The sequence below is a fragment of the Blastomonas sp. genome (assembly GCF_030373265.1).
Taxonomy (GTDB): domain Bacteria; phylum Pseudomonadota; class Alphaproteobacteria; order Sphingomonadales; family Sphingomonadaceae; genus Blastomonas.
In genome coordinates, this window is sequence record NZ_JAUCZC010000006.1 from 1 (window position 1) to 23,344 (window position 23,344).

At 64.9% G+C, this 23,344-nt stretch carries 23 protein-coding genes and 1 pseudogene; 11 read left to right on the plus strand and 13 right to left on the minus strand.

Going from position 1 to position 23,344, the window contains the following annotated elements:
- From QUV11_RS04980 to QUV11_RS04990, 3 genes and pseudogenes are all read right to left on the minus strand, one after another.
- Window positions 1-605, minus strand: a pseudogene (locus tag QUV11_RS04980) (glycosyltransferase); the annotation flags it as partial.
- Window positions 602-1,537 carry a glycosyltransferase gene (locus QUV11_RS04985; protein ID WP_300880867.1) on the minus strand — a complete coding sequence of 312 codons (936 nt, stop codon included), beginning with the start codon at window positions 1,535-1,537 and terminating at the stop codon, window positions 602-604. The pseudogene QUV11_RS04980 and the gene QUV11_RS04985, both read right to left, overlap by 4 nt.
- On the minus strand, window positions 1,530-2,687 hold the full coding sequence (locus QUV11_RS04990; RefSeq protein WP_300880868.1) for a glycosyltransferase: 1,158 nt from the start codon (window positions 2,685-2,687) through the stop codon (window positions 1,530-1,532). Before QUV11_RS04990 ends, QUV11_RS04985 begins: the two co-directional genes overlap by 8 nt.
- Window positions 2,688-3,199: 512 nt before the next feature.
- Here QUV11_RS04990 and QUV11_RS04995 point away from each other — a divergent pair.
- Genes QUV11_RS04995 through QUV11_RS05005 form a run of 3 tightly spaced genes read left to right on the plus strand, consistent with a single transcriptional unit; the run spans window position 3,200 to window position 5,048 of the window.
- On the plus strand, window positions 3,200-3,790 hold the full coding sequence (locus QUV11_RS04995) for a hypothetical protein (RefSeq protein ID WP_300880869.1): 591 nt from the start codon (window positions 3,200-3,202) through the stop codon (window positions 3,788-3,790).
- Window positions 3,787-4,227, plus strand: coding sequence for a phage holin family protein (locus QUV11_RS05000; RefSeq protein ID WP_300880870.1), 441 nt, complete (start codon window positions 3,787-3,789; stop codon window positions 4,225-4,227). Before QUV11_RS04995 ends, QUV11_RS05000 begins: the two co-directional genes overlap by 4 nt.
- Window positions 4,224-5,048, plus strand: a complete 825-nt coding sequence (locus QUV11_RS05005) for a DUF3618 domain-containing protein (protein WP_300880871.1) — start codon at window positions 4,224-4,226, stop codon at window positions 5,046-5,048. The genes QUV11_RS05000 and QUV11_RS05005 overlap by 4 nt, the downstream gene beginning before the upstream one ends.
- A 361-nt stretch (window positions 5,049-5,409) precedes the next feature.
- On the opposite strand, the gene QUV11_RS05010 is transcribed toward QUV11_RS05005, so the two are convergent.
- The 3 genes from QUV11_RS05010 to QUV11_RS05020 form a co-directional block, all read right to left on the minus strand.
- Entirely contained in the window at window positions 5,410-5,790 is a 381-nt protein-coding gene (locus QUV11_RS05010) for a hypothetical protein (protein WP_300880872.1), read from the minus strand.
- A 132-nt stretch (window positions 5,791-5,922) separates the two neighbouring features.
- Window positions 5,923-6,645, minus strand: a complete 723-nt coding sequence (locus QUV11_RS05015) for a Crp/Fnr family transcriptional regulator (RefSeq protein WP_300880873.1) — start codon at window positions 6,643-6,645, stop codon at window positions 5,923-5,925.
- Between the two features lie 112 nt (window positions 6,646-6,757).
- Window positions 6,758-7,930: an aminotransferase gene (locus QUV11_RS05020; RefSeq protein WP_300880874.1), complete on the minus strand. Its 1,173-nt coding sequence runs from the start codon at window positions 7,928-7,930 to the stop codon at window positions 6,758-6,760.
- Window positions 7,931-8,188: 258 nt separating this feature from the next.
- Between QUV11_RS05020 and QUV11_RS05025 the strand changes: the two genes are divergently transcribed.
- Both QUV11_RS05025 and QUV11_RS05030 read left to right on the plus strand, forming a co-directional pair.
- Window positions 8,189-8,845 carry an alpha/beta hydrolase gene (locus QUV11_RS05025; RefSeq protein WP_300880875.1) on the plus strand — a complete coding sequence of 219 codons (657 nt, stop codon included), beginning with the start codon at window positions 8,189-8,191 and terminating at the stop codon, window positions 8,843-8,845.
- A gap of 237 nt (window positions 8,846-9,082) precedes the next feature.
- Window positions 9,083-10,147, plus strand: a complete 1,065-nt coding sequence (locus tag QUV11_RS05030; RefSeq protein WP_300880876.1) for a L,D-transpeptidase family protein — start codon at window positions 9,083-9,085, stop codon at window positions 10,145-10,147.
- Between the two features lie 33 nt (window positions 10,148-10,180).
- Here QUV11_RS05030 and QUV11_RS05035 read toward each other — a convergent pair whose 3' ends face one another.
- Window positions 10,181-10,852, minus strand: coding sequence for a hypothetical protein (locus QUV11_RS05035; RefSeq protein WP_300880877.1), 672 nt, complete (start codon window positions 10,850-10,852; stop codon window positions 10,181-10,183).
- A gap of 297 nt (window positions 10,853-11,149) precedes the next feature.
- Here QUV11_RS05035 and QUV11_RS05040 point away from each other — a divergent pair, with 297 nt between their 5' ends.
- The 6 genes from QUV11_RS05040 (at window position 11,150) to QUV11_RS05065 (ending at window position 16,633) form a co-directional block, all read left to right on the plus strand.
- Window positions 11,150-12,244, plus strand: coding sequence for a phytanoyl-CoA dioxygenase family protein (locus QUV11_RS05040; protein WP_300880878.1), 1,095 nt, complete (start codon window positions 11,150-11,152; stop codon window positions 12,242-12,244).
- A gap of 157 nt (window positions 12,245-12,401) precedes the next feature.
- Window positions 12,402-12,764 (plus strand): helix-turn-helix transcriptional regulator, encoded by a 363-nt coding sequence (locus tag QUV11_RS05045; protein WP_300880880.1) that lies wholly within the window; start codon window positions 12,402-12,404, stop codon window positions 12,762-12,764.
- Between the two features lie 8 nt (window positions 12,765-12,772).
- Window positions 12,773-13,288: an arsenate reductase ArsC gene (locus QUV11_RS05050; RefSeq protein ID WP_300880881.1), complete on the plus strand. Its 516-nt coding sequence runs from the start codon at window positions 12,773-12,775 to the stop codon at window positions 13,286-13,288.
- The gene (gene arsB / locus QUV11_RS05055; RefSeq protein ID WP_300880882.1) at window positions 13,285-14,370 is read left to right on the plus strand and encodes an ACR3 family arsenite efflux transporter; all 1,086 of its coding nucleotides are present in this window, start codon (window positions 13,285-13,287) and stop codon (window positions 14,368-14,370) included. The genes QUV11_RS05050 and arsB overlap by 4 nt, the downstream gene beginning before the upstream one ends.
- Entirely contained in the window at window positions 14,367-15,128 is a 762-nt protein-coding gene (gene arsH / locus QUV11_RS05060; RefSeq protein ID WP_300880883.1) for an arsenical resistance protein ArsH, read from the plus strand. The genes arsB and arsH overlap by 4 nt, the downstream gene beginning before the upstream one ends.
- A gap of 200 nt (window positions 15,129-15,328) precedes the next feature.
- Complete coding sequence (locus QUV11_RS05065) at window positions 15,329-16,633, plus strand: Hsp70 family protein (protein WP_300880884.1); 1,305 nt, start codon at window positions 15,329-15,331, stop codon at window positions 16,631-16,633.
- Window positions 16,634-16,665: 32 nt separating this feature from the next.
- On the opposite strand, the gene QUV11_RS05070 is transcribed toward QUV11_RS05065, so the two are convergent.
- The 6 genes from QUV11_RS05070 to QUV11_RS05095 form a co-directional block, all read right to left on the minus strand.
- On the minus strand, window positions 16,666-16,929 hold the full coding sequence (locus QUV11_RS05070) for a DksA/TraR family C4-type zinc finger protein (protein WP_300880885.1): 264 nt from the start codon (window positions 16,927-16,929) through the stop codon (window positions 16,666-16,668).
- Between the two features lie 274 nt (window positions 16,930-17,203).
- Window positions 17,204-17,794, minus strand: coding sequence for a carboxymuconolactone decarboxylase family protein (locus QUV11_RS05075; protein ID WP_300880886.1), 591 nt, complete (start codon window positions 17,792-17,794; stop codon window positions 17,204-17,206).
- Window positions 17,795-17,797: 3 nt separating this feature from the next.
- A complete protein-coding gene (locus QUV11_RS05080; protein WP_300880887.1) occupies window positions 17,798-18,565 on the minus strand; it encodes an SDR family oxidoreductase in 768 nt (255 codons plus the stop codon).
- The gene (locus QUV11_RS05085; protein WP_300880888.1) at window positions 18,562-20,325 is read right to left on the minus strand and encodes a hydantoinase B/oxoprolinase family protein; all 1,764 of its coding nucleotides are present in this window, start codon (window positions 20,323-20,325) and stop codon (window positions 18,562-18,564) included. The genes QUV11_RS05080 and QUV11_RS05085 overlap by 4 nt, the downstream gene beginning before the upstream one ends.
- Window positions 20,322-22,388 (minus strand): hydantoinase/oxoprolinase family protein, encoded by a 2,067-nt coding sequence (locus QUV11_RS05090; RefSeq protein ID WP_300880889.1) that lies wholly within the window; start codon window positions 22,386-22,388, stop codon window positions 20,322-20,324. Before QUV11_RS05090 ends, QUV11_RS05085 begins: the two co-directional genes overlap by 4 nt.
- Window positions 22,388-23,320: a 3-keto-5-aminohexanoate cleavage protein gene (locus QUV11_RS05095; RefSeq protein WP_300880890.1), complete on the minus strand. Its 933-nt coding sequence runs from the start codon at window positions 23,318-23,320 to the stop codon at window positions 22,388-22,390. The genes QUV11_RS05090 and QUV11_RS05095 overlap by 1 nt, the downstream gene beginning before the upstream one ends.
- Window positions 23,321-23,344: the final 24 nt, after the last annotated feature.

The window sequence follows — 23,344 nt, forward strand, 5'->3', positions numbered from 1 at the left end:
TCGGCGCAGAGCGACAGCCTACCTCTGACTGCCGCCAATCTTTGCAACAGAGCCATTACCAGCACGCCGTCGCTGGCTGTGCCCAGGGCTGGCGTGGCATCGGCAAGCCCTGGCGCATACCAGGTTTTGGCGCGAACCCATTCGGGGGTGGCGGGATGCTCGAGCTCCCGCGCAAAGGGTGCGATCAGGGCGCGAGCACCGCGAAACGCCTCGAGATGCGCAGGATCGTCGCGCTGGCCGTTCAACCGGATATAGACCACCGGAACCGAGGCCAGCCGCGCCAGCATCGCCACTTCGACCGAGACATCCACAATCATCAGCGCCGGTCGGGCGTGCTCGATCCACGCGGAGATGCGGGCGACGCGGCTGCGGATGCCCTGATGGTCGAGCGGTGCGTAGTGCAGCGACTCGGGGCGGTTGTCGGCGTGATCCCGGCCATCGAAACCGTGGTCCAGCCGGTCGTCGGCCAGGGCGATGCCTTCCGCGCCGATCCGGCTGCCGAGCAGCGTCACCGGCAAGGATGTTGCATCGCGGATGACACGGGCGCGGGCCAGGTGCCCGGCGCCGTGGTGATGGACGTAATAGCCGATCGGACGCGGGGTCATGCCATCACTTCCAGTGGCATGTCGTGCGGCATCGGGGGCAGCAAGGCCTCGGCGCGGACCATGTGCGCGGGGCTGGCGGCCTGCGCGCGCATACTGCGCCGCCACTCGGCGCGGGCGCGCCAGTGATCGAAATCGGGCATCAGGAGAGGCGCGCTGCCAGCGCCCGCCGTCACCAGCCGCGCCATATCTTCGGCCATGCCGCCTTCTGCGCGCCCATCGCAGCGGGGCGAGACGTTGACCCAGACATCGGACGGGTGGGCAAGCCTGGCACCTTGCGCGACCGCCGCCATCACCAGCGCGCGGTCCTCACCGCTGGCGATGCGGGGTACACCGCCGCATGCGCGATAGGCCCGAAGCGTGATCGCCAGGCTTGCGCCGGTATGGTCGCCATGGCGCGGCGGCAGGTCCCAGGCCACCGGGTCGATGGCATCCTCAATCGCGCGCACCCGCTCCCAATATCGGTCCAGCGCGTCGTGCAGAACGGCAGCCCGCACCGGCAGGCTTTCCAGGGGGTCGATCACGATGCGCCCCCCGACCAGATCGGCGCCCCGCGCCATGCCTGCCGCGATCGCGCTCAGCCAGGTCGCGGGAGGCCGGGCATCGGCATCGGTGCTCACCAGGATCGCATCGGCATGGTCCCCGAGCAGTTCGGCACCCCGGTCCATCGCCAGCCCGCGCGCCGATCCGGCATGCGCCTCGCGTGGCGCGAACTGGATGTCGGTCACATCGATGCTGAGCCGTCCCCAATAGTCGGCGCGGCAGCGCTCCAGCACATCGAGGCTGGTGTCGGTGGTGTTGTTGACCGCGATGGCGACCGGAATCACCCCGGGATAGTCCTGTGCCGCGATCGCCTTGAGCAGCACCGGCAGACGGTCAGCCTCGTTGCGCGCAGGCACGCACACGCACAGCGGAGCTGTACCGACGTCACCCATGGGCCATGGCCGCAGAGGCAGGATGGAAGGCCTTGGCCGGATAGGCTTCCGACCGCATCGCGGGTGGCCGCACGCGCGGCGGAAGAACCTGCGCCTGCATGCGCTCGATCATGCGCGCGTAAATCGCCTCATAGCCGTCGATCATCCGCCCGGCATCGCAGATCGCAAAGGCGCGTGCGCGGCACGCCCGCCGGTCGAGCTGCATCGCGGCCAGCGTTGCCAGCGCGAGCGAGCCTGCATCGCCGGGGGTTGCCAGCACGCCCGAGCCTGGATCGATGATCTCTGGGATCGCGCCGCGCGCAAAGGCCGCGACGGGCACGCCGCAGGCCAAAGCCTCGGCCACCACCAGCCCATAAGGCTCGTCCCACATCGGCGAGCACAGAAACGCCCGCGCGCCGCCGATCAGGTTGGCGAGATCGGCATGGGCCAGATGCCCCTCGTGCCGGGCATGGGCGCCCAGCCGCGGCTGGATCTCCTCGCGAAAATAGGTCTCGTCGTGCGCAGGCCCTGCGATCCGCAGCGGCAATCCGACCTGTCGCGCGGCGTCCATGGCCAGGTGCAGGCCCTTTTCGGGGACGATCCGCCCGTACCAGACCAGATAGGGATCGGCATCGGCGACGGGTCGGAATGCGAAATTGTCGAGATCGATGCCGTTGGGAATCACCGCATCGACGCTGCGGACATGCGCCCACTGCCGCTCGATCGATTGCGACACACCCACCAATGCATGATTAGGGGTATCGCTCAACCGGATCCCGCTTTCGAGCCAGCAGAACGGCGGCGTGTGCAGCGTGGTGATCATCGGCATGGGCAGCGAGTCCGCCATCGAAACCGGCAGATAATGCAGCGAATTGTTGTGGATGATGTCGAAATCGCGCGTGCGCAGGCCATTCATCAGCGCAAGATAGGCATGATGCTCGCGAAAGAACGCAACATCGCTGGCTTCGGAAAGCCCCACCCGCGCGATCGCGGTCTCCGAGCAGATCGCCTCCAGCCCCAGACCGGGGTCGGACCGGGCGGTGGCGAACAGAGTGACCTCGTGCCCGCGCAGCCGCAGCATCTTGGCGAGCTGGAACGTGTGCATCTCCAGGCCGCCGGCAAATGGCTCGGCGATCGGGTGCTTGAGATGGGAAATGATGCCAATACGCAACCCAGGAAACTCCGGAAAAAAGGTCACCCGGCCGCAACGCCAGCGCCGCACCCGAATGAGTGATCATCGATTCTGGTGACGCGTCACCGTTCTGATACGAAGGTGGTGGCCGCCGCGGTTGCTGGCCTGTGTAACCTTGATCATACCGGCGAAGGCACGATTGGTTGCTTCAGGACGCCGCGACGGTCGTCGCCTCGATTGTGTCGCCATGGAACGCGCGGACCAACGCGGTGCCCCCTCAGGCTGGCATATGCCCAAGGATACACAGCGCAGCATCGGCCCGTAACTCTCCCACAGTGCAATGCTCCAACCCCCGTTTCGCCTCCAGGCGACACGCTTATGAAGGCGCCAGAAGACACATGAAACAGGTGGAAACTCAAGGTTTTAACCTAGGTTAGCGGATGCACGAGCCATCGTGGCAAAGCCTCATCCTGGCGCGTCCCGCCGTGGCGCGAGGAACGTTCGAAGGCCGCTCCGGTAGCTTGGATATTCACCACCAAGGGAGAGCTTCCATGACGACGGAACCGCACAATGCGTCCCCCGGTGCGCGCGGCGCATCGGGAATAGGCGACGAGCTCAAGGATGACGCCGCGCACCTCAAGCATGCGATCGGGGATCGTGCCAGGCAGGAGGCACAAGCGCGCAAGGGCGAGGCTGCTAACGCGCTGGGATCCGCATCGTCGGCGCTAAACAATGCGGCCGACGAACTTCAGCGCAATGCCGACGCACCCGACTGGCTGGCCAGTGCGGTCAAGCAGGCTGCCACAAAGATCGATGCGATGGCAGGCCAGATTCAAGGCCGCAACATCGACGAGATCGGCCAGAACGTCGCCGATTTTGCGCGCAAGAACCCCGGCGCGTTTCTGGCGGCATCGGCTGCCGCCGGATTTGCCGCAGCCCGCGTGCTGCGCGCCGGCGCGGACAGAAGCCAGGACCACGACACCGGCCCCGAAAATGGCAGCGGCGCGAATCGCAAACCCAACGATACGACAATCCGCACCGGTGGCACCGGCGAGGCCACCGGCTTTCGCAATGACAACGGCGTCGTGAACGGCGGGCTGGCCGACACGATCGAAAGAGACATCGGCGGGGTGGCGCCATGATCGAGCAGCCGCACGATCCGGCCGCGCCCAGGACCGCTGCCGAGCCGAACATCGTCGATCTGGTCGGTCGTCTCACCCAGCAGGGCGCGCATCTCGCCAAGGATCAGGTCAGCCTGATGCAAGCCGAGGTGCGCGAAGCTACGCAGGACATCAAGGCCGCCATCGGCGCCTTTGCCGGGGCTGCCGTCATCGGCGTCGCAGGTCTGGGTGTGCTGTTGATGGGCATCGCCTATTTCGTGGCGCAGGCGCTGGGCAATCTTGCGCTCGGCACCACCATCGTCGGCGTGGCGACGCTGATCCTTGCAGCCATTCTGTACGCCGGTGCCAAAAACAAGGTCGCCGCCGCCAACCTCAAGCCCGAGCGCACCATCGACACCATCGAAGACATCCCCGCCGCAGCGACCGGCACCATGCACACCTCCGGAGGACGCCCATGACCGACTATACCGACCCGCGCAGCCCAGAAGACATCGAGCGCGATATCCGTGCCACCCAGCAAGACATGAGCGACACCGTCGAGCAGCTTCAAAGCGAATTCACCGGGCGAAACCTGTTCAACTCGCTGCTCGACAAGGCCGATGAAAACGGCGTGGACGCCCGCTATCTGATCGATGCCGCCCGCCGCAATCCGCTGGCGCTGGGGATGATCGCGCTGGGCGGGATCTGGCTGGTCAGCGATGCCGATGCCCGCCCGTCCGCGCTGAAGATCTCATCCGGCCGGGCCGGAGGCGACGATTCGGATCACGGCGTTGGCGACTGGCACTCGGAACATCGCACCTATATCGACCACATGGCCCGGTGCGAGCAGAGGCCAGACGAGGACGACGCGAGCTATCGCCGCCGCCGGAACCACAATCGGGCGAGCTATTTCATGCTCGAACGCGGCCATGACGAGGACGAGCACAGCTTTCACCAACGGCTCGACGATGCCACCGAAAAGCTGCGCGAGCGCCGCGACAAAGCCACCGAAAGCGTGCGCAACTTTGCCAGCCAGTCGCGCGACCAGGCTCAGCATGCAGCGGCCAAGGCGCAGGGCCTGTATCATGACAATCCGTTGATCAGCGGCCTTGCCGCCGCCTTTGTCGGTGCCATTGCCAGCTCAGCCCTGCCCTCGACCCGCGTCGAGAACCATTATATCGGCGGCGTCGGCGAGACCGCGCTCGATACAGCCAAGGCGGGCCTGCACCAGGCCAGCGAGGAGGCCCTGCACCAGAAGGACCGGGTTCTCGACCAGGTCGATAACGCGCTGGGCAGCTAGGTCTGCAGGCGGACCGCTGTCGCAGCCCGTCATGCCTATGCGGTTCGTGTCATCCTGCGGATCCTTGGTGATCCAGGGATGCACGAGCCCATCGGCGGGGCGGGCAAAGGCGATCTGCGAGTTCGGTCGGCAGGGTGATCGGCGACGGTATTCGGGGCGCCCCGGACGCGGAGGCGCGTCTGCGCCCTGCCGCCGCTCGGGCCCGAGGTGTAAGGCATAATCACACAAGCACACGCCGCACCAAGCCTGCCTCGCACCCGCGCGGGAGCATACGCGCCGGTGGGGCAGGCCTCCCTGCAGGCCCGGCAGGACCTGCAGGGATGGGTGCAGACGCGAGCCGCCGGTGGGCGGAGCTCAGGCCTTATTGGGGCGGGGTCTGGCGGTCATTCGGGGTGCCGGGGGTGGTTCCAGGAACGCCCGGTTCCATACCGTTCGGCCCGGTCCTGTTGCCGGTGGTCGTTCCGGTGTCGCCGGTCATCGACCCGGGCGCGGTGCCATCGGGGCCCATCGTGCCATCAGGGCCCATCGTGCCGCCGGGGCCCATCGTGCCATCGGGGCCCATGGTGCCGTCGGTGGCCGGGACGCCGTTGCCGTTGGTGGTCGGCATTTCGGTCGGCGCCATCATCGTGCCATCGTCGGTCGCGATCGATTCATTCGAATTGGCAGCGCTGTCGGGTTCACTGGTGCAGGCTGCAACAAGTGCCAGCGCGGGCAGGCACAGCATAATCGGTAGACGTTTCATATTCTTTCTCCTTCATGAACGGTACTTCCTCGACGCGAAGACGATGGGATTGTTCCGATACAATGGCGCGTTGTGGCCCAGACTTGACGCAGGCTAACAAATTCGTTGCACGGTGCATCGTATTCAGGCTGGTTAGGCATAGACCCTTGATGACCCCGTGCGCGGCTCGGCGCTTTCGGTCTTCATGTCGTCCACGATCGGGTAGCCGCACGTTGACGCCAGCAACGCAAGGTCGGGGATCCGCAGCCTGCGGCGGCGCAGCTCGAGCAGTTCGACACCCCGCATCCAGCGCAGGGTCCTGCAGACATGCACCGCGGACATTCCGGTATAATCGGCCAGATGCTGCTGCGAGAGCGGAAACGCGCACTCGCCATCGACGGTCTTGCCCCGCTGCTCGCTGCGCAGGTAGAGCTCGCAGACCAGTTGCGCGAGCCGTTCCGCTGCAGGACGTCGCCCCAATGTCACCATCCAGGCGGTTTGCGCCTCGAGACGCCACAGCGCATCCACCGCGACGCCTTGCGCGAACGCCGGGTCCGAGCCCAGCCGTTGCTCGACAAGGTCGCGGGTGATCGCCACGGCCCTGACCGGGGTCAGCGCGATCACCGCCTGGCTTGCCTGGGCGGCGACCAGCCAGCTCAGATCGCACAGGTCTCCCGGCAGATAGAAATGCGAGATATGCTGGCGCCCGTCGGCCATCCGGCTGTAGCGCGCCGCCCAGCCATCCTGCAGAAGAAAGATCGAATCCGCCCGCCCCCCGCGCCGCACCAGATAGTCATGGCGCTTGAAACGCACCTCATTGCCCGATTCCCGGATGAGGCCGGACATGGCCTGAAGACTGTGATCCTGTGTCAGCATGGGTGGCTCATCGCTCCTTTGCCAACGGCTTAAGGGGCGGTTCCCGTTCGGACCTTAACGCAGATTGGTATTGCGGAACGAGCGCAGCAGGCCTCGGGAAACGGCGATCCCGCTATCCGCGTGACGGCACGCTTGCCAGCCCGGCCAGTGCCTCGGCCAGGCGGTCGAGCGCGGTCGCCAGGGTCGCGCGATCCTTCGCAAAGCAGAACCGCACCAGATGGGTCGGCGGCGCTTCGGCGTAGAATGCCGAAATCGGGATGGCTGCGACCTTGGCCTGGTCGATGATCGCATGGCAGAACGCCGCGTCATCCATGACGATGCCGGAGGCGGTAAGATCAACGGAGACGAAATAGGTCGCGGCCGAAGGCACCGTCGCGAGCCCGATCTCGCGCAGCCCGGCGCAGAAAAAGTCGCGCGAGGCCTGATGATGGTCGCACGCCATCGCGATCCATGCGTCCTGGCTGTCCAGCCCCTCGGCGACGGCCCATTGCAGGTTGGGCGGGGTGGTGAAGGTGAGGAACTGGTGCGCCTTGGCGAGAACGCGCGCGATCGGCGGGGCGGCGCACATCCAGCCCACCTTCCAGCCGGTGAGCCCGAAGATCTTGCCTGCCGAACCGATCTTGACCGTCCGTTCGCGCATGCCCGGATACTGCATCAGCGATCGGTGCCGCGCACCATCATAGACCAGCGCCTCCCAGACCTCGTCGCAGATCGCGATCAGGTCGTTGTCGGTGCACAGGCTCGCGACCATGGCCAGGTCGTCCGGATGCGCGCAGGTCGCCATCGGGTTCATCGGATCGTTGAGCACCACAATGCGGGTGCGCGGCGTGACGGCAGCGGCAAGCGCCTGAGCATCGATGCGCCAGCTCGACGGATCGAGATCCACCAGCCGTGCCATGCCCCCGGCGCGCTGCACCAGCGGCAGATAGGCGTCGTACAGCGGCTGGAACAGCAGCACTTCGTCCCCCGGGGTGATCAGCGCGAACAATGCAGCGGCTATCGCCTCGGTCGCGCCGGAGGTGACGACCACCTCGTCGCTATCGAGGTCCAGCTGCTGATGGCGCCGATACCAATCGCTGACCGCTGTGCGCAGTTCGGGCAGCCCGACCATCGGCGGATACTGGTTCGACCGATGCTGCAGCGCCTCACATGCCGCCTGGATGACAGCGTCGTTGCGCGGTCCATCGGGAAAGCCCTGGCCCAGATTGATCGCCCCGCTCGCACGCGCCCGCATCGACATCGCCTCGAAAATCGTGGTCGGCATATCGCGGTAGATCGGGTTCATCGTGGCTCCTGCGTCCATGCCCTTGTGCAGGCCAACGCGCTGCTGAGCCGCCTGTCTATATCGAGCGCTGCCGATGACGAACAGCGGATGCGTGAGAGCGTGCGGCATCGGTGCGGCGCGCGACGGGGTCGATTCATCACAAACTTCTTGTCTATCGATTTAATAGAGAATAGCTTGCGATGGCTGGGTGATGCTCTTGCAGCTTCAGCCGCACCGGTGCCCAAGCGCCGGTCAAAGCAAACGCAAAGGAGATGTCTGATGTCAGCCTTTCGTACTCGGGATCTGCAGGAACCCACCATCCTGCTCGTGCCCGGCCTGGACAACAGCGGCCCTGCCCATTGGCAGACCCACTGGGAGCTCCAGTGGCCCAACTGCCACCGTGTCGATATGGGCAACTGGTCGCTTCCCAACCGCAATGCCTGGGTCAACCGCCTGAACCTGGCGATCCGCCAGACGCAGGGCCCGATCGTCCTGGTCGCTCACAGCCTTGGCTGCCACGCGGTCGCCTGGTGGGCCGCGCTCGAACGGCCGACGTCGCATGGCCCTGTCGTCGGTGCGCTGCTGGTGGCACCGCCCGAAGTCGACAACGCACCGAGCGACCCCCGGCTCAATGCGTTCGCACCCTCCGCCCGCGGCGTTCTGCCTTTCCCCTCGATCCTGGTGAGCAGCCGCGACGATACGTATATCGCCCCCGATCGCGCCTATCGCCTCGCCAGCTTTTGGGGCAGCGATCATGTCGATGCCGGGCGTCTGGGCCATATCAATGCGGCGTCCGATATCGGCGATTGGCCGGCGGGCAAGTCGCTGCTGATGCGGTTGCTCGATGGCGTTGAAGCGCAGTTTGACAGCTCCGCAAGCGCTGCACCGGCCCTCGCTGGACCATCTGCAGACTGGTCGCGCGACAACAGCCTGTAGGGCGATGGTCATGCACGGCGACGTAGCAAGGCGATGGCACCTGCCCCGCCCGCGCCACGTCGCCGCGTTCGCCCTGCCCAGATCATGACGCTGACTCGCCCCAAGCGTCACGGCGCCCGGGATGCTGACCCCCCGCATCACGAAGACCGTCGATGTTCGCCCCCTGTCGGGCTGGCAGCCATCTGCATCCTTTCCACCGTGCAGACGTAACATGCTGCAACCACGAGGGGATTTTGTTTGAAAGCTGTGACCATATTGGCAGCCCTGATTGTTCTGGGCGCCTGCAATTCTGCCCCCGAAGACGCGCCGGCCCGTGAAGCAAAGTCCCAGGCGGCGCCGACGGGATCGCCAACCGATTTCGTCGAGGCGACAGAGGCTGCGCCCTATGCAGAGACGCCGGTGCTTCGCGCCCAGGTCATTCTGGACCATCTCGGCTTCTCGCCGGGCGTGATCGACGGTGAAGAAGGTCAATCCTATCGTGCGGCGCTACGCGGATTTCAGGCCGCCAACGACCTCGCCGATACCGGACAGCTGGACGAGGCTACGCTCGCCAAGCTCGGCGAAGGACGCGCCACTGCCGCCACCCGCGTCGTGATCATCCCCGAACAGTTCGCTGCCGGACCTTTCATCCCCGATTTTCCCGCCGATGCCGCGGACCAGGCCAAGCTGCCACGGCTGGGCTATCGCAATCTGCTCGAAGCGCTCGCCGAGCGGTTCCACACGACGCCCGAGGCCATCACAGCGATGAACCCGGGCGTGGCGACGCTGGCGGCCGGCACAGCGGTCCGCGTTCCGAACATCCCCAATGCCGACAGCACGATTCCGGGTGACGATCCGCGCGGCTGGAGCGCAACGTTGGCCAGCCTGGGGGTCGCGGCGCAGCAGCCCAAGGCCGACAGAGTGGTGGTCGACGAATCGGAAGGCGTGCTCAAGGTGTTTTCTGCCGACGACAGGCTGATTGCCCAGTTTCCAGCGACCATGGGCAGCAGCAGGGACCCGCTGCCGATCGGCGAGTGGAAGATTCTGGGCGTCAGCCGCAATCCCGATTTCCGCTACAATCCAAAACTGTTCTGGGACGTCAGCAATGACAAGGACGCACAGTTGCTCAATCCCGGCCCGAACAGCCCGGTCGGCGTTGCCTGGATCGATCTCAACAAGCCCCATTACGGCATCCACGGCACGAGCGAGCCGCACACCATTGGCCGGGCCGAAAGCCATGGGTGCATCCGGCTGACCAACTGGGATGCCGCACGGCTGGCGCAGATGGTTCAGACAGGCACCGCGGTGACGCTCCAGAAATAATCGGGGTCGACCAAGGCGCCGGCGGTTGCGCGCTTACGGATAGCTTGCGGCGACGAGCGCAGAAAGGCCGAGCCAGGCGGAGAACATCAGCAGATAGGGCCAGCGGCGTGGCCACAGCCGGGCCACCAGCAGCGTCACGCCCCCGGTCCCGGCCAGAGCGATCAGGGCCGAGCCTGCGGCGCCTGTGTCGGCACCTGTCAGCGCCGCCTGGATCGCAAGACTGGCCCATTGCGCGGGCAGCAGGACAAGCAGCCAATCCGGCAAGGCACCCGGCATAGCCAGCGCTGTCGCCACGATGGCAGCCTCGCCGCCGACCACGAACAGCGCGATCCACCAGCCCTTTTCCGATGCGCTGCGGGCAAAGAGCTTCCCCCGCGCGCCAAAGCTGAAGCTGGCGATGAGGACAGCCAGCCCGGTTGCCAACGGATGGTGCACAGGCGGCGTGCCGAGCCCCCGCGCCAGCACGATCAGTCCGACGGCTGTCAGCAAAGCCAGTAGCACCCCGACCCACAGACGCCCGGCAGCGGCGGCCGAGATCATGCCGGCCCCCATCAGCCCGACGGCCAGCACCGGGCCGCCGACCGGCGCCAGCGGCGCGCGCACCTCCGCCAGCATCAGCATCGCCACGGCGGGTGCCACGATCCCGGCGAGCGCCGCGGCCACCCATGCCCAGATCGGCCGAAACGAAGGTTGCGCGTGCGCCATGGCTTTCATGCAACCGACACTGATCGAAGCGCCCGGCAATGTCGAGCGGGCACCATCAGATCAAGGCAAGACAAGGCTGACCTCTGTTGCTGCAGGACCACGCCCGCCGCGGCTGTGTCGTGCGATCGGCCGGTGTCAGTGTGCCATGTCCCGCTGATGGTCCCCGAGTTAACCCGATGTAGAAATCTTTGCGCCAATACAATGGGCCAATTCCAGGTCCCTCGACCCTGCCACGCATGCATGACGACATACGGCAGGCGGTGCGGGGATCGGGCGAATAGCACTGGGCAGATTGGCATGACTGAACTCAAGGTTTCCAGCGATACGTCGGTGTTTGAAGTGCCTGCCGTCCTGGATGAAAATGGCAAGCTTTCGCCGCAGTGCGCCCGGCAAGCGCTGACGATGATGGATGCGCACGGTCTGGTGATCCTGACCGGCCTCCTGTCCGATCCGGAAACGCGTGTCGGCCTGGACCTGATGCGTCAAACCATCGACGATCCGGAACGCAGCCAGTGCGCCTTCGCCAGCGAGACGGATAATCGCTATCTGCGTCGCGACTTTTGCTCGCTGCCTTCGACCCCGCTTGTCACGAGCTTCGCGGCGACATTGTGCCAGCGCCTCGAGGACGTTTTCCTGGAATATTGCGGTCGGTCCCGTCCGGTTCTCGAAGTTGCGACATTCACCAGCTATCTGGGGTCATCGCATCAATATATCCACCGCGACCCAAGTGGCGTGATCAGCCTTTTTGCGGCTGTGGAAGATGTGTCGGAGCAACAGGGCGGGACGGTGTTCGTGCCCGGCACGCACCTGTATGGCGGTTCCGGAAACAGGCATGGCGGCCAGGCCGATGCGCTGATGGAGCTGTTTCGCACACGATGCAATTATCGCATCTTTTGGCACAACCTGAAAAAGCTGTGGCGCATGCGCAGGAATGAAGCGGCGGCCCTGGCTCCGGGTGAATTTATGGACCGGGTGTTTTCGACCAAATGGGATCAGCACCAGCCGAATTTGCTGCGCTTTGTGCTGGGAAAAAACTCCCAGTTCAGTCTCCGCAAGCTCGGCCCGCGCACGCTGTGGAAGCTCTATCGCCACCGCGATGCCCTCGATAGCCTGTTCAACCTGGTCCAGACGGCGCCGCGCAAGGGGACGGTCATTCTCTATCGCAGCGATCTGCTCCATGCCGGGCCTGACAACCGATCGCCCGATCCGCGGCGGTTCTTCGGCATGAGCATCGCGCGCGACGTCCTCGAAACCAAATTCTGGCACGATGGCTATTCGCCCCACCCGACGTTGATGGCCCATCCCACCAGTCTTGGTGACCTTCTGGAGTCCCCGCCGCTCTGCGCACCGCACAGCGTGCCGAACCCCCAGCAGACCGCGTTGGCGGGTTGATCCGAAGGGTCGGACCCCAAGGCTCCGCGCGGGAAGCATGACGAGCACGGCCGCGCGCATCGGCATCGCGGGACAGCGTCATTTCGAGATGGCTCGAAATATATATTGACCTCGCCTCCCCACAGGCTATTTCGATATTTCTCGAAAGGTGGTGGCAATGAGCGATCTCGACGTACAGGACTGGGCCGTCGATGCCCTGGGCGCTCTGGCGCATGAGACCAGGCTGGCGGTGTTTCGCTTGCTGGTCAAAGCCGGGCCCGAGGGCATGATCGCGGGGGCCATTGCCGAGCATCAGCGCGTTCCGCCGTCCACCATGTCGCACCATCTTTCGACGCTGGAGCGCGCCGGGCTTGTGCAGTCGGAGCGAGAGAGCCGCCTCATCCATTACCGCGCAGATTATCCCGCGATGCGCCGCCTGCTGATGTTCCTGATGCAGGACTGCTGTCAGGGCGCCCCGGAAATGTGCGGCGACCTGCTGTCCGGACTGACCTGCGACCCCACCCCACCCCAGAACGCTTGAGGATCACCATGGCGGATAAAATCTACAACGTGCTGTTTCTGTGCACTGGCAACAGCGCGCGCTCGATCCTGGGCGAGGCCGTGCTCAACAAGATGGGCCAGGGCCGCTTCAAGGCGTTCAGCGCGGGCAGTCACCCCAAGGGCGAGGTCCATCCCATGGCGCTGTCGGTGCTGGGCGGCATGGGCTTCGACACCGATGGCCTGTCCTCCAAGAGCTGGGACGCCTTCTCCGCACCCGGCTCGCCCGCGTTCGATTTCATCTTTACCGTGTGCGACAATGCCGCAGGCGAATCGTGCCCGGTATGGCTGGGCCACCCGATGACGGCGCATTGGGGGATCGAGGACCCCGCAGCGGTTGAGGGCGAAGGCCAGCGCGAAGCCTTCCTCAAGGCGCTGCGCTATCTGTCGAACCGCATCGCGCTGTTCCTGGCGTTGCCGATCGACAGCATCGACCAGATGGCAATGAAGCAGAAGCTCAAGGACATCGGAACCGCAGAAGGCGCCAGCAGCGGGGCGAGCGCGTGACAGAGAGCCGCGGGTCGATCGCGCAGCCATCGCCCGCCACATCACCGCTCGGCGTCTTCGAACGCTGGCTATCCTTGTGGGTGGCGCTGGCGATCGTCGCGGGGATCATCCTGGGCAACATTGCGCCTGGTGCGGTCTCGGCGCTGGCTGCGCTCGAGGTGGCCTCGGTCAACCTCGTCGTGGCGCTGCTCATCTGGGCGATGATCTATCCGATGATGATCGGGGTCGATTTCGCCAGCATCCGCGATATCGGCCGCAAGCCGCGCGGGCTGATCATCACTTTGGTGATCAACTGGCTGATCAAGCCGTTCACAATGGCGGCGATCGCGGTGCTGTTCTTCGACTATCTGTATTCCGGGCTGTTGCCGCAGGATGACGCCCAGCAGTACATCGCCGGGCTCATCCTGCTGGGGGCAGCGCCGTGCACCGCGATGGTGTTCGTCTGGTCGCAGATGACCAAGGGCGACCCTGCCTATACCTTGGTGCAGGTTTCGGTGAACGATCTGGTGATGATCGTCGCGTTCGCTCCGATCGTCGCGCTGCTGCTGGGGGTCACCGATATCGTCGTGCCGTGGGAGACGTTGCTGCTTTCGGTCGTGCTGTATGTGGTGATCCCGCTGGCGCTGGGCGCGATCACCCGCAAGCGCGTGATCGCAGCGCACCATGATGATGGAACCGCGGTCGATGCCTTCACCGCGAAGCTCAAACCCTGGTCGATCATCGGCCTGCTCGCCACCGTGGTGCTGCTGTTCGCCTTCCAGGCCGAGACCATCGTCTCCAACCCGCTGCTGATCGTGCTGATCGCGATCCCGATCATCATCCAGTCCTACGGTATCTTCGCGATCGCCTATGCCTGGGCGTTCGCGTGGAAGGTGCCGCACAACATCGCCGCGCCCTGCGCGATGATCGGCACCTCGAACTTTTTCGAATTGGCAGTGGCGGTGGCGATCGGGCTGTTCGGGCTGTCGAGCGGCGCGGCGCTGGCCACCGTGGTCGGCGTGCTGGTCGAGGTGCCGGTGATGCTCTCGCTGGTCGCCTTCGCCAACGCCACCCGCGGCCGATTTACAGGGAACGCGGTATGACCGAGACGCCAACCTTCCAGCGGCTGCGGCAGCTTGCCGACGTGGACCACCTGCCCGCGCTCAGCCCCGACTACGCGCACCGCAGTCCGGCGCTGGGGCTTGGCGCGATCGACCCCAAGCCGCGCATCCTGCTGCTGTACGGGTCGCTGCGCGAGCGCTCCTATTCGCGCCTGGTGGTCGAGGAAGCGGCGCGGTTGCTGCAGTATTTCGGCTGCGAGACCCGGATCTTCGATCCGCGCGATCTGCCGCTGCCCGATCAGGTCGAGAACGATGATCACCCCGCAGTGGCGGAGCTGCGCGCGCACTCGATGTGGTCGCAAGGGCAGATCTGGTGCAGCCCCGAACGCCACGGCCAGATCACCGGCATCATGAAGACCCAGATCGATCATCTGCCGCTCGCCTATCAGGGCATGCGCCCCACTCAGGGCCGTGCGCTTGCGGTGATGCAGGTCAGTGCCGGGTCGCAATCGTTCAACAGCGTCAACACCTTGCGCATTCTGGGCCGCTGGATGCGGATGTTCACCATCCCCAACCAGTCGAGCGTCGCCAAGGCCTATCAGGAGTTCGACGAGGCCGGACGGATGATGCCGTCGAGCTATTACGACCGCATCGTCGATGTGGTCGAGGAGCTGGTGCGCTTCACCGTCCTGCTGCGCCCGCATGCAGACCAGCTTGTCGATCGCTATTCCGAGCGCAAGGACAGCGATCAACCGGTCGCAACGCCGGTCGAGGCCGCCGGGATTGCCCGCGGACAATGATTGTTCGAACAGATCCAACAGCAGGTGGCTGACCGGGCAAAGCGCCCACCCGTCGTCAACCTGCCTGGCCCTTGCTCTGAGCCGGGTACCGAGCCGTGCGCCTCGCGCCCCGTCAAGCCCGGCTTGCCCCGTCCCGGAAGCTGTGCGAATGCCCCACCCACCCCAAGCGGCCCACATGCGCATGGACATAAGGAACGGTCATGACCGACAGTCTGAAGGCCAGGTCACTCGGTCTTGATTTTGGCACGACGAACACGGTCGTGGCGCGGGGCGACGCGGACGGCGGCACGCAGCTTGTCCGGTTCGGAAGCCCACCGTCGGCAAGTGCCGTGTTCCGATCGGCGTTGTGCTTCTGGGAGGACGAGCGGGCATGGCAGGGCGTCGCCCACGAGGCAGGGCCATGGGCAATCGAGGAATATCTGCAGTCGCCGCTCGATTGCCGGTTCATCCAGTCGTTCAAGAGCGTGGCGGCAAGCCCGTTGTTCGAGCGGACACTGATCTACAACAGGCCCTATGGCTTTGAAGACCTTGGCCGGACCTTTCTGCAGCATCTGGTCCACCATGCTGGCGAAGCGCTGACGGCGCTGCCCGACCGGATCATCATCGGCAGACCTGTGGAATATGCAGGCGCACGCGCCGATGCGCAGCTCGCACGCCAGCGCTACGACCTGATGTTCGAAGCGTTCGGCACCGAGCTCATCTATGTCTACGAGCCGCTGGGCGCAGCGCACAGCTACGCGGCCCGGCTCGACAGGCCGGCAACCATCCTGGTCGCGGATTTTGGCGGCGGCACGACCGATTTTTCGGTGGTCAGGATCGCAGAGCCGAACGCCTCGCGGCGCTGCACGCCGCTGGCGCATGCCGGCATCGCGATCGCCGGAGACCAGTTCGACTATCGCATTATCGACCAATTGGTGCTGCCGCTGCTGGGCAAGGGCGGCCAGTACCGATCGTTCGGAAAGGTGCTCGACATCCCGGGGGGATATTTCGCGGATTTCGGCAACTGGTCGAGACTGGCGCTGATGCGAAGCCGCAAGACGCTCGACGAGCTGCGCAGGCTGCAGCGTGATGCCTTGGACCCCGAACAGATCGGCAGGATGATAAAGCTGATCGAGAACGAGCAAGGCTTTGCGCTTTATGATGCTGTCGGCCAGCTCAAACGCGCGCTTTCCAGCAACGAGGCAGCCAGGTTCGCCTTTAACGGCGGCGGCATTGCAATATCGGCCGATGTCGAGCGCAGCCAATTCGAGCAGTGGATCGCCACCGATCTGCACCACATCGAAGCTACCATGGACCACGCCCTTGCCAAGGCGGGCGTGACAACGAGCGACATCGACAAAATTTTCCTGACCGGAGGCTCATCGCTGATCCCGGCAATCCGCAAGCTGTTCGAGCGACGGTTTGGTCGGGAACACATTGCGACAGGCGATGAGCTGACATCCATTGCCCATGGCCTCGCGCTCATCGGCATGGAAAGCGATCCGGCCCAATGGGCGGCAGGTTGACGCCCACCGTTCAGTTTCACGGTCGGCAGTGATCAGCGCAACTGGCTGTCCTTGCTGCCCCTGCGATTGATCCCTGCGGTGCGCATCTGCTGGTCGCGTTTGGACTGGCACTGGATGCAGGTGCGGATGCCGGGCAGGGCTTTGCGCCGCGCCTGCGGGATATCCTCGCCGCAATCGTCGCAATACTCTGAACCCTCGCCGAGCGGCAAGCGCGCTCGCGCACTGAGCACGGCGTCCTTCACCGTGTCGTCGATCTGATCTTGGATCGCACCATCGCGCGCCCAGCCGTTGGCCATAGAAATTCTCCTGATCATGACCTACGCGCGGACGGCGAACCGGCTCCGCCTTCACGCAGGTCGCCTGTGCGCTTGTGCATGTTGCGCCAGCGACAGCCGAACTAAGCAGTCTTGGATCAGAACTTTGGCCGGGTTGATATCGAGATTGTCAAAATGCGTAGGCGCCAAACGCGGGAAAGCGGCATGCTGGGATACGCAAGGGCAAAGCGCGCGGAGGTCTTTGCGGCAAATTCTATGCGAGCGCGGCACGACGAATACCTGCAGACCTTTGACGTCAGGCCAAGTGGTTGCCCACGCTCCACCCCTGGCCCGCAAGATAGGTTTCGCCAAACTGACGGGGTGTCTCTTCTAGCGTCGTCGCTAGGCTGTCGTTCCAGCGGTTGAAAAAGCCGTAGAGCGCGATAACGGAAAGAAGTTCGACGATCTGTTCCTCGTCGAAATGTTCGGCCAGCTGCGCCATCGTCTGGTCGGTGACACCCGAGGGGGATTGGCCAGCGAGCACCGCAAAGCTGAGCGCAGCGCGCTCGGATGCCGAGAAAAGGTCGCTGCGCTCATAATCCCAGATCGCCGCGATCTTCTCGACAGTTGCACCGCTTGAGGCGGCATTGCTCGCAGTGTGCGCCGAGCAATACTGGCACCCCGCGGCCATGCTGGCGAGGTAGCCTGCCATATATTTGAGGTCAGCAGGAACGCGCCCGGCCCCCATGACGGCAGACCACAATCCAAGCGTAGCCTGCAGGATGTCAGGTCGGTAGCCCAAGGTGGTTATACTGCCTGGCAGCTCGGCAAAATCCGCCAGGAAGGGGCTGGTGTCGATGCCACGTTCGGCGAGTTCTTGGAGCGTCAGTGACCGGATGCGTGCCATGATTCAGCCTTCCCATTCGCAATTGCCATCGACACCGATGATCTGCCCGGTGACATGCCGTGCCGCGTCCGACGCCAGAAACAACGCCATTTCACCGATTTCCGATGGCTGGATCTTGGTTCTCAGCGAGATGAACCCGAGCGCTTCGGCCTCGACCTCGGCAACCGAGGCCCCGCGCGCCTCGGCAGCGCGCCCCATCAGCATCCGCATCCGTTCGGTATCCATGAAGCCGGGACGGATGCCGTTGACCCGAATTCCTGCCGGTCCGAGTTCACGCGCCAGGTTGCGGGTCATTCCCTCCAGCGCCCATTTCGATGCAACATAGGCGGTGCGCCCAGGCAGCCCAGTTACCGCCGAGGCGGTCGAGATGTTGATGATCGCCCCACTGCCCGCGCCTTTCATTCCCGGCACCACTGCGCGCACCATGTGGAACGCGCCCTGGACATTGACCGCAAAGCAGCGTGCCCAGTCTTCGGGGGAATTGGTCTCGACGTCGCCGATCGGCCCTGCAACCCCAGCGTTGTTGATCAGAACGTCGACCGGGCCGCAGTCGGCTGAAAACGCCTCGACCGCAGCGGCGTCGGCCACATCGACCCGGTAACCAGACACCGCAGGGTTTCCGGCGCATGCGGCATCGAGCGCGGTCTGGTCGACATCGCAGATGCTGACCTTCCAGCCCGCATCGGCAAAAACGTGCGCGATGGCGAGGCCGATGTTGGCAGCACCGGCCGTAACCACAGCGTGGCGCGGCTGTGTTGTGGACTTGCTCATGCTGCCTGCTCCCGCAATTTTCTGGTCATTTCACTGTTCAGGCTGCCGTCGCGGTTCGCGACGACGCCGTAGATATCGCGCGCGCGGCCCGCTGAAATCAGCCCTTCAGCCATGTCGCGCAGAACCGTTTCTGCGGGCCGCTCGAACGGCGATCCGTACCCGCCGCCGCCGCACGAGACCGCGAGCACGCGCTCGCCATCCTCGACATGCACCTGCGCGCAGGCGGCGAGCCGCTCGCGCGTTCCGTCGACATGGAGAAGATGCTGGTCCGCGCCGCCGCCCGATCCGCCGCCACGCACGCCGACCGGCGCGTTGACATGGCCATCGGAAAGGTAGCCGATCTCGATCGCACCTCCGACGGGTCCGAACTCGATCTTGGTCGACGGCGCGCCGTTGGTGCGGCCTGCACCCTCGCTGTCGGGCACGAAGGCCCGTCTGTAGACAAGGATGGGCTGGACGATCTCGGCGTGCTCGACACCATCGATGCAACACAAGCCGGCATTGCCGACATGGCCGACGGTCCACCAGGCATCGGCAACCGGGCTTGCTGCTCCGCCGCTCATGCCCAGGAAAACCTGGTTGACGAACGCCTTGCCGGTGCGCGGATCAATGCCCGACACAACGCCCGCCGAAGGCGCGATCACCGCACCGACCTCGGCCATGCCGATGCCGTCATCCAGCGCTGCCAGCGCGGTCTGCACCGAATTGGCGACTCGGTCCGCGATGTTGGTGGTTGCGGCCGAGCACGAGAACGGATGGATCGGAATGCCGGCAATGCACCCTTCGCGCAGTATCACGTCGATCCGCCGGAATGATCCGGCATTCTTTGGCACCTGGTAATCGATGCTGTTGAACACGCCGATCATCGCAGCGGTGCGCGCGCAGGCTTCGGAGAGGTTCATCCCGCAGGGCATGCAATCGGGATTGTCGCCCAGATCGACCGTCACCCGGCCCGCAGCCGGATCGACAGTGATATGCGAGGTGATCTTCACCCCCTCGGCAGGGAGGCCGGGAAACGGATCATGCGTCGAACTGCCGCTGACCGACCCGGCCGGCAGGGCGGCAATGGCTTCTGCCATGCGCGCCTCGGAATAATCGAACCATTGCGAGGCGAAGCTTTCAAGCCGGTCCCAGCCGATGTCATGGGCCAAGGCGGTCAGGTTGCGCTCGCCAACGCGGACTGCGCCGACGGTGGAAAGGTAATCGCCATGCCACTGATGCGGCACGCGGATGCGCACCTTGCACATGCGGATGATGTCATCGATGTCCTGCCAGCCGCGCTGCACCTGCACCGCGGGGAAGATCAGCGCGCCCTCGTTATAGACGTCGGTCGCTTCGCCCATATAGGTCGTGGGCTGCGAATTGCCGATATCGGCCTGGTGCGCCTTGGCAAGCAAGGTGAAGCGGTGCCGCCCCTCGCCGTCGAACACCGGAGCGATCACCGAAAGGTCGGCGGGGTGCGAGCAGCCGTGATAGGGCGAATTGTGCAGAAAGGCATCGCCGGGCCGCTGCACCGGATGGAAGTCCTTTACCGATTTGACCATCAGATCCGGCCCGGAAAGCACGTGGATCGGCAGGCTGTCCGCAGCGGTAATCAGCTCGCCGTCGTGTGTCAGGATGCAGCACGAGAAGTCACGCGCGCGGTTGAGCACGCCCGATCGTCCGGTACGCAGCAAGGTGTTCGACATCGCGCGCACCACACCATCAAGGCGGCTGCGGAGCACCGCCATTTCTGCACCGTTGAAGCCTGGCGTCGTCATACGGAGCGTTCCTCGATCAAGATGGTCCCCGGCACCGAGCGCCAGAAGCACGACGCCGGATCGACGACGATGGTGGTGAAATCGGATTCGATGATTGCCGGGCCGTCGTACACTTGGTCCGCGGGCAGCGCGTCAAGCCGCCACACCGGGGCATCGGCTCGCCCGGTTCCAGCGAAATACACGCTGCGGTGACCCGCTGGCGACGGATCGGTTTGCGCCATCGCCAGTCGGAAATCGGACTCTCCATCGCGCGCCGAGCATTGCACCCGCGCGCGCAGGCCGATCAGCTCGATATCCGATGCCGGGTCAACTATGGTGAACAGCCGGAGGTGCTCGGCCTCAAACCGGGCGCGGAAATCCGCGATGGCCACAGAGGTTGAAAAATCGGGATAGGGCAACGGAACGTCTATTTCCCAAGCCTGCCCCTCATAACGCGCCTCGGCGATGAAATGCGTGTCGCCAGGCCGGCCCGATCGCACGATGAAGTCCTTGGCACGCGCCGCCAGCCCGGCGACCGCAGCGCTCACCGCTTCGACGTCGAAGCGCGCGGTATTGCTGTGCACAGTCGCGGCAAACTCGGCGGTGATGTCGGACATCATTGCGCCTGCCGCGCTCATCGCTGCGCCGGTCTCGGGGATCAGCAGTCGCGGACACCCCAGCCGCCGCGCAATAAAGGTCGAGTTGAGCCCCGCCGCTCCGCCGCCGCCAATCAGTACCGCCTTGGCCGGATCGATGCCCTGGTTGACGACAAGATCCTGGATCGCCTGAACCATTGCCTCGGTGGCAAGGTCGACGATCGACCAGGCGGCCTCTTCAATCGATACCCCCAAAGGCTTGGCGATATACGTCTCGATCGCGCCGCGCGCACCGTCGGCATCGAGCTGCATCTTGCCGCCGAGGAAGAAGTCAGGGTCGAGATAGCCCAGCACCACGCATGCATCGGTTACCGTGGGCAGAGTGCCGCCGCGCTGGTAGCACACCGGGCCCGGCATCGCGCCTGCGCTCTGCGGGCCGACATGCAGCAGGCCCGAGGCGTCGACCCGCGCGATGCTGCCCCCGCCTGCGCCGACGCTCTTCACTTCGACGGACGGATAGCCCGCCAGATGCCCGCGATACGGCTCGCCAATCCACAGGTCGCGGGTCATCGCAACGCGCCCCTCGGCGATGATCGAAATGTCATAGGTGGTGCCACCGGTGTCGGCGATGATCGCATTGTCGAAACCACCCTCGCGCAGGGCATAGTGCCGCCCGGCCACCGGGGCCATCGATGGCCCCGAGTTGATCGCGGAAATCGGCTGCGCGGCGACTTCGCGGGCATCGACCATGCCGCCCGCGCTGGTCAGCACCATCACGCGGCCGGCAAAACCGGCTTTAGCCAGCCGCGCTTCGAGGCTGCCGAGATACGCGCCCATCAGGGGCTTGAGCGAGGCGTCGATCGCAGCCGATGACGCGCGGCGAAACTCGCGCAGCGTCGGGTTAACGCTGTGCGACAGGCTGTAGGGCATTTCGGGAAAGCGCGCCGCGATCATTGCGCCGATGCGGTTTTCATGGTCCGGGTTGACCGTCGACCACAGCAGGGCAACCGCGATCGCTTCGACATCAGCGGCGGCAATCTGATCGAGCACCTGTGCGGTGGCCGCTTCATCAAGCTCGGTCAAAACCTTGCCGCCCGCCATGATCCGTTCGGGAACCTCGAAGGTCAGCGCACGCGGCACGTAAGGTTGCGGATAGGCGTGCGCATGGTTGAACGGCTCGGCGCGGCCACCTTCGCGGAACAGCAGCATGTCACGATGCCCCGCCGTAACAATCAGCGCGGTGCGCGCGGTGCGTCCCTGAATGATCGCGTTGATCGCATGGGTGGTGCCGTGGATGAAGCTGTCGCCGCGCGCGAGCAGGTCGCCGAGCGTCAGGCCGCGCGCGTCGGCGGCGACACGCAGCGCGTCGAGCACGCCCGCCACCGGGTCGGACGGCGTGGTTGCAGCCTTGTGCAGCGTGATCGTGCCGTCATCTTCCTCGACGACAAGGTCGGTGAAGGTACCCCCGGTATCGGTTGCAAAGCGCATCAGAAAGTGACCCTGTCCCCGCCCTTGGTGCCCAGCATTTCGCGCGCCTCTTCGGGTGTGGCGATGGGAATATCCAGCGCATCGAGAATCTGGCGGACCTTGCGCACCTGCTGCGCGTTGCTGACCGCGAGCTCGCCCTTGCCGATGTACAGGCTGTCTTCCAGACCGACGCGGACGCTGCCACCCACAAGGGCACATTGCGCAAGGAACTTCATCTGTGGCCGTCCGACGGCGAAGCACGACATGATGTAATCGTCGCCAAACAGACGGTCGGCGGTCTGCTTCATCAGGAAAAAGTTTTCCAGATCCGCGCCCAGTCCACCCAGAATCCCGAAGATGCCCTGGATGAGGAACGGCGGCTTGATCAGGCCAAGGTCTGCAAAGTGCTTCACGCTGTAGAGATGGCCGATATCGTAGCATTCATATTCGAAGCGGGTGCCATGGCCCTCACCCAGTTCGGTCATGATCCTTTCGATCAGCGCGAAGTTGTGGTTGGCGGGAAACCGCTTGGAGCCCAGCATGAGCTCGCGTTCCCACTCGTGCTTCCAGTCGAACTTGTCGGCAAGCGGCCAGAAGCCGAAGTTCATCGAGCCCATGTTGAGCGAGGTCATCTCGGGGCTGGCGGCGAGCGGCCCGGCCATGCGGTCTTCTTCGCTGAACCCCGGAGCGCCGCCGGTGGTGATGTTGATGATCGCGTCGGTCTGCTGCTTGATTCGCGGCAGGAACTGCATGTAGAGCGCAGGATCGGGCGAAGGCCGTCCGTCGATCGGGTCCCGTGCATGCAGGTGGAGCACCGCAGCCCCCGCCTCGACTGCCTCGATCGCCTGCTCGGCAATCTCGTCAGGCGTCACCGGCAGATAGGGCGACATGCTGGGCGTGTGGATCGATCCTGTGACTGCGCAGGTGATGATCGCCTTACCGGTATGTTTCATCGATTGGCTCCAATTGTATCTAGA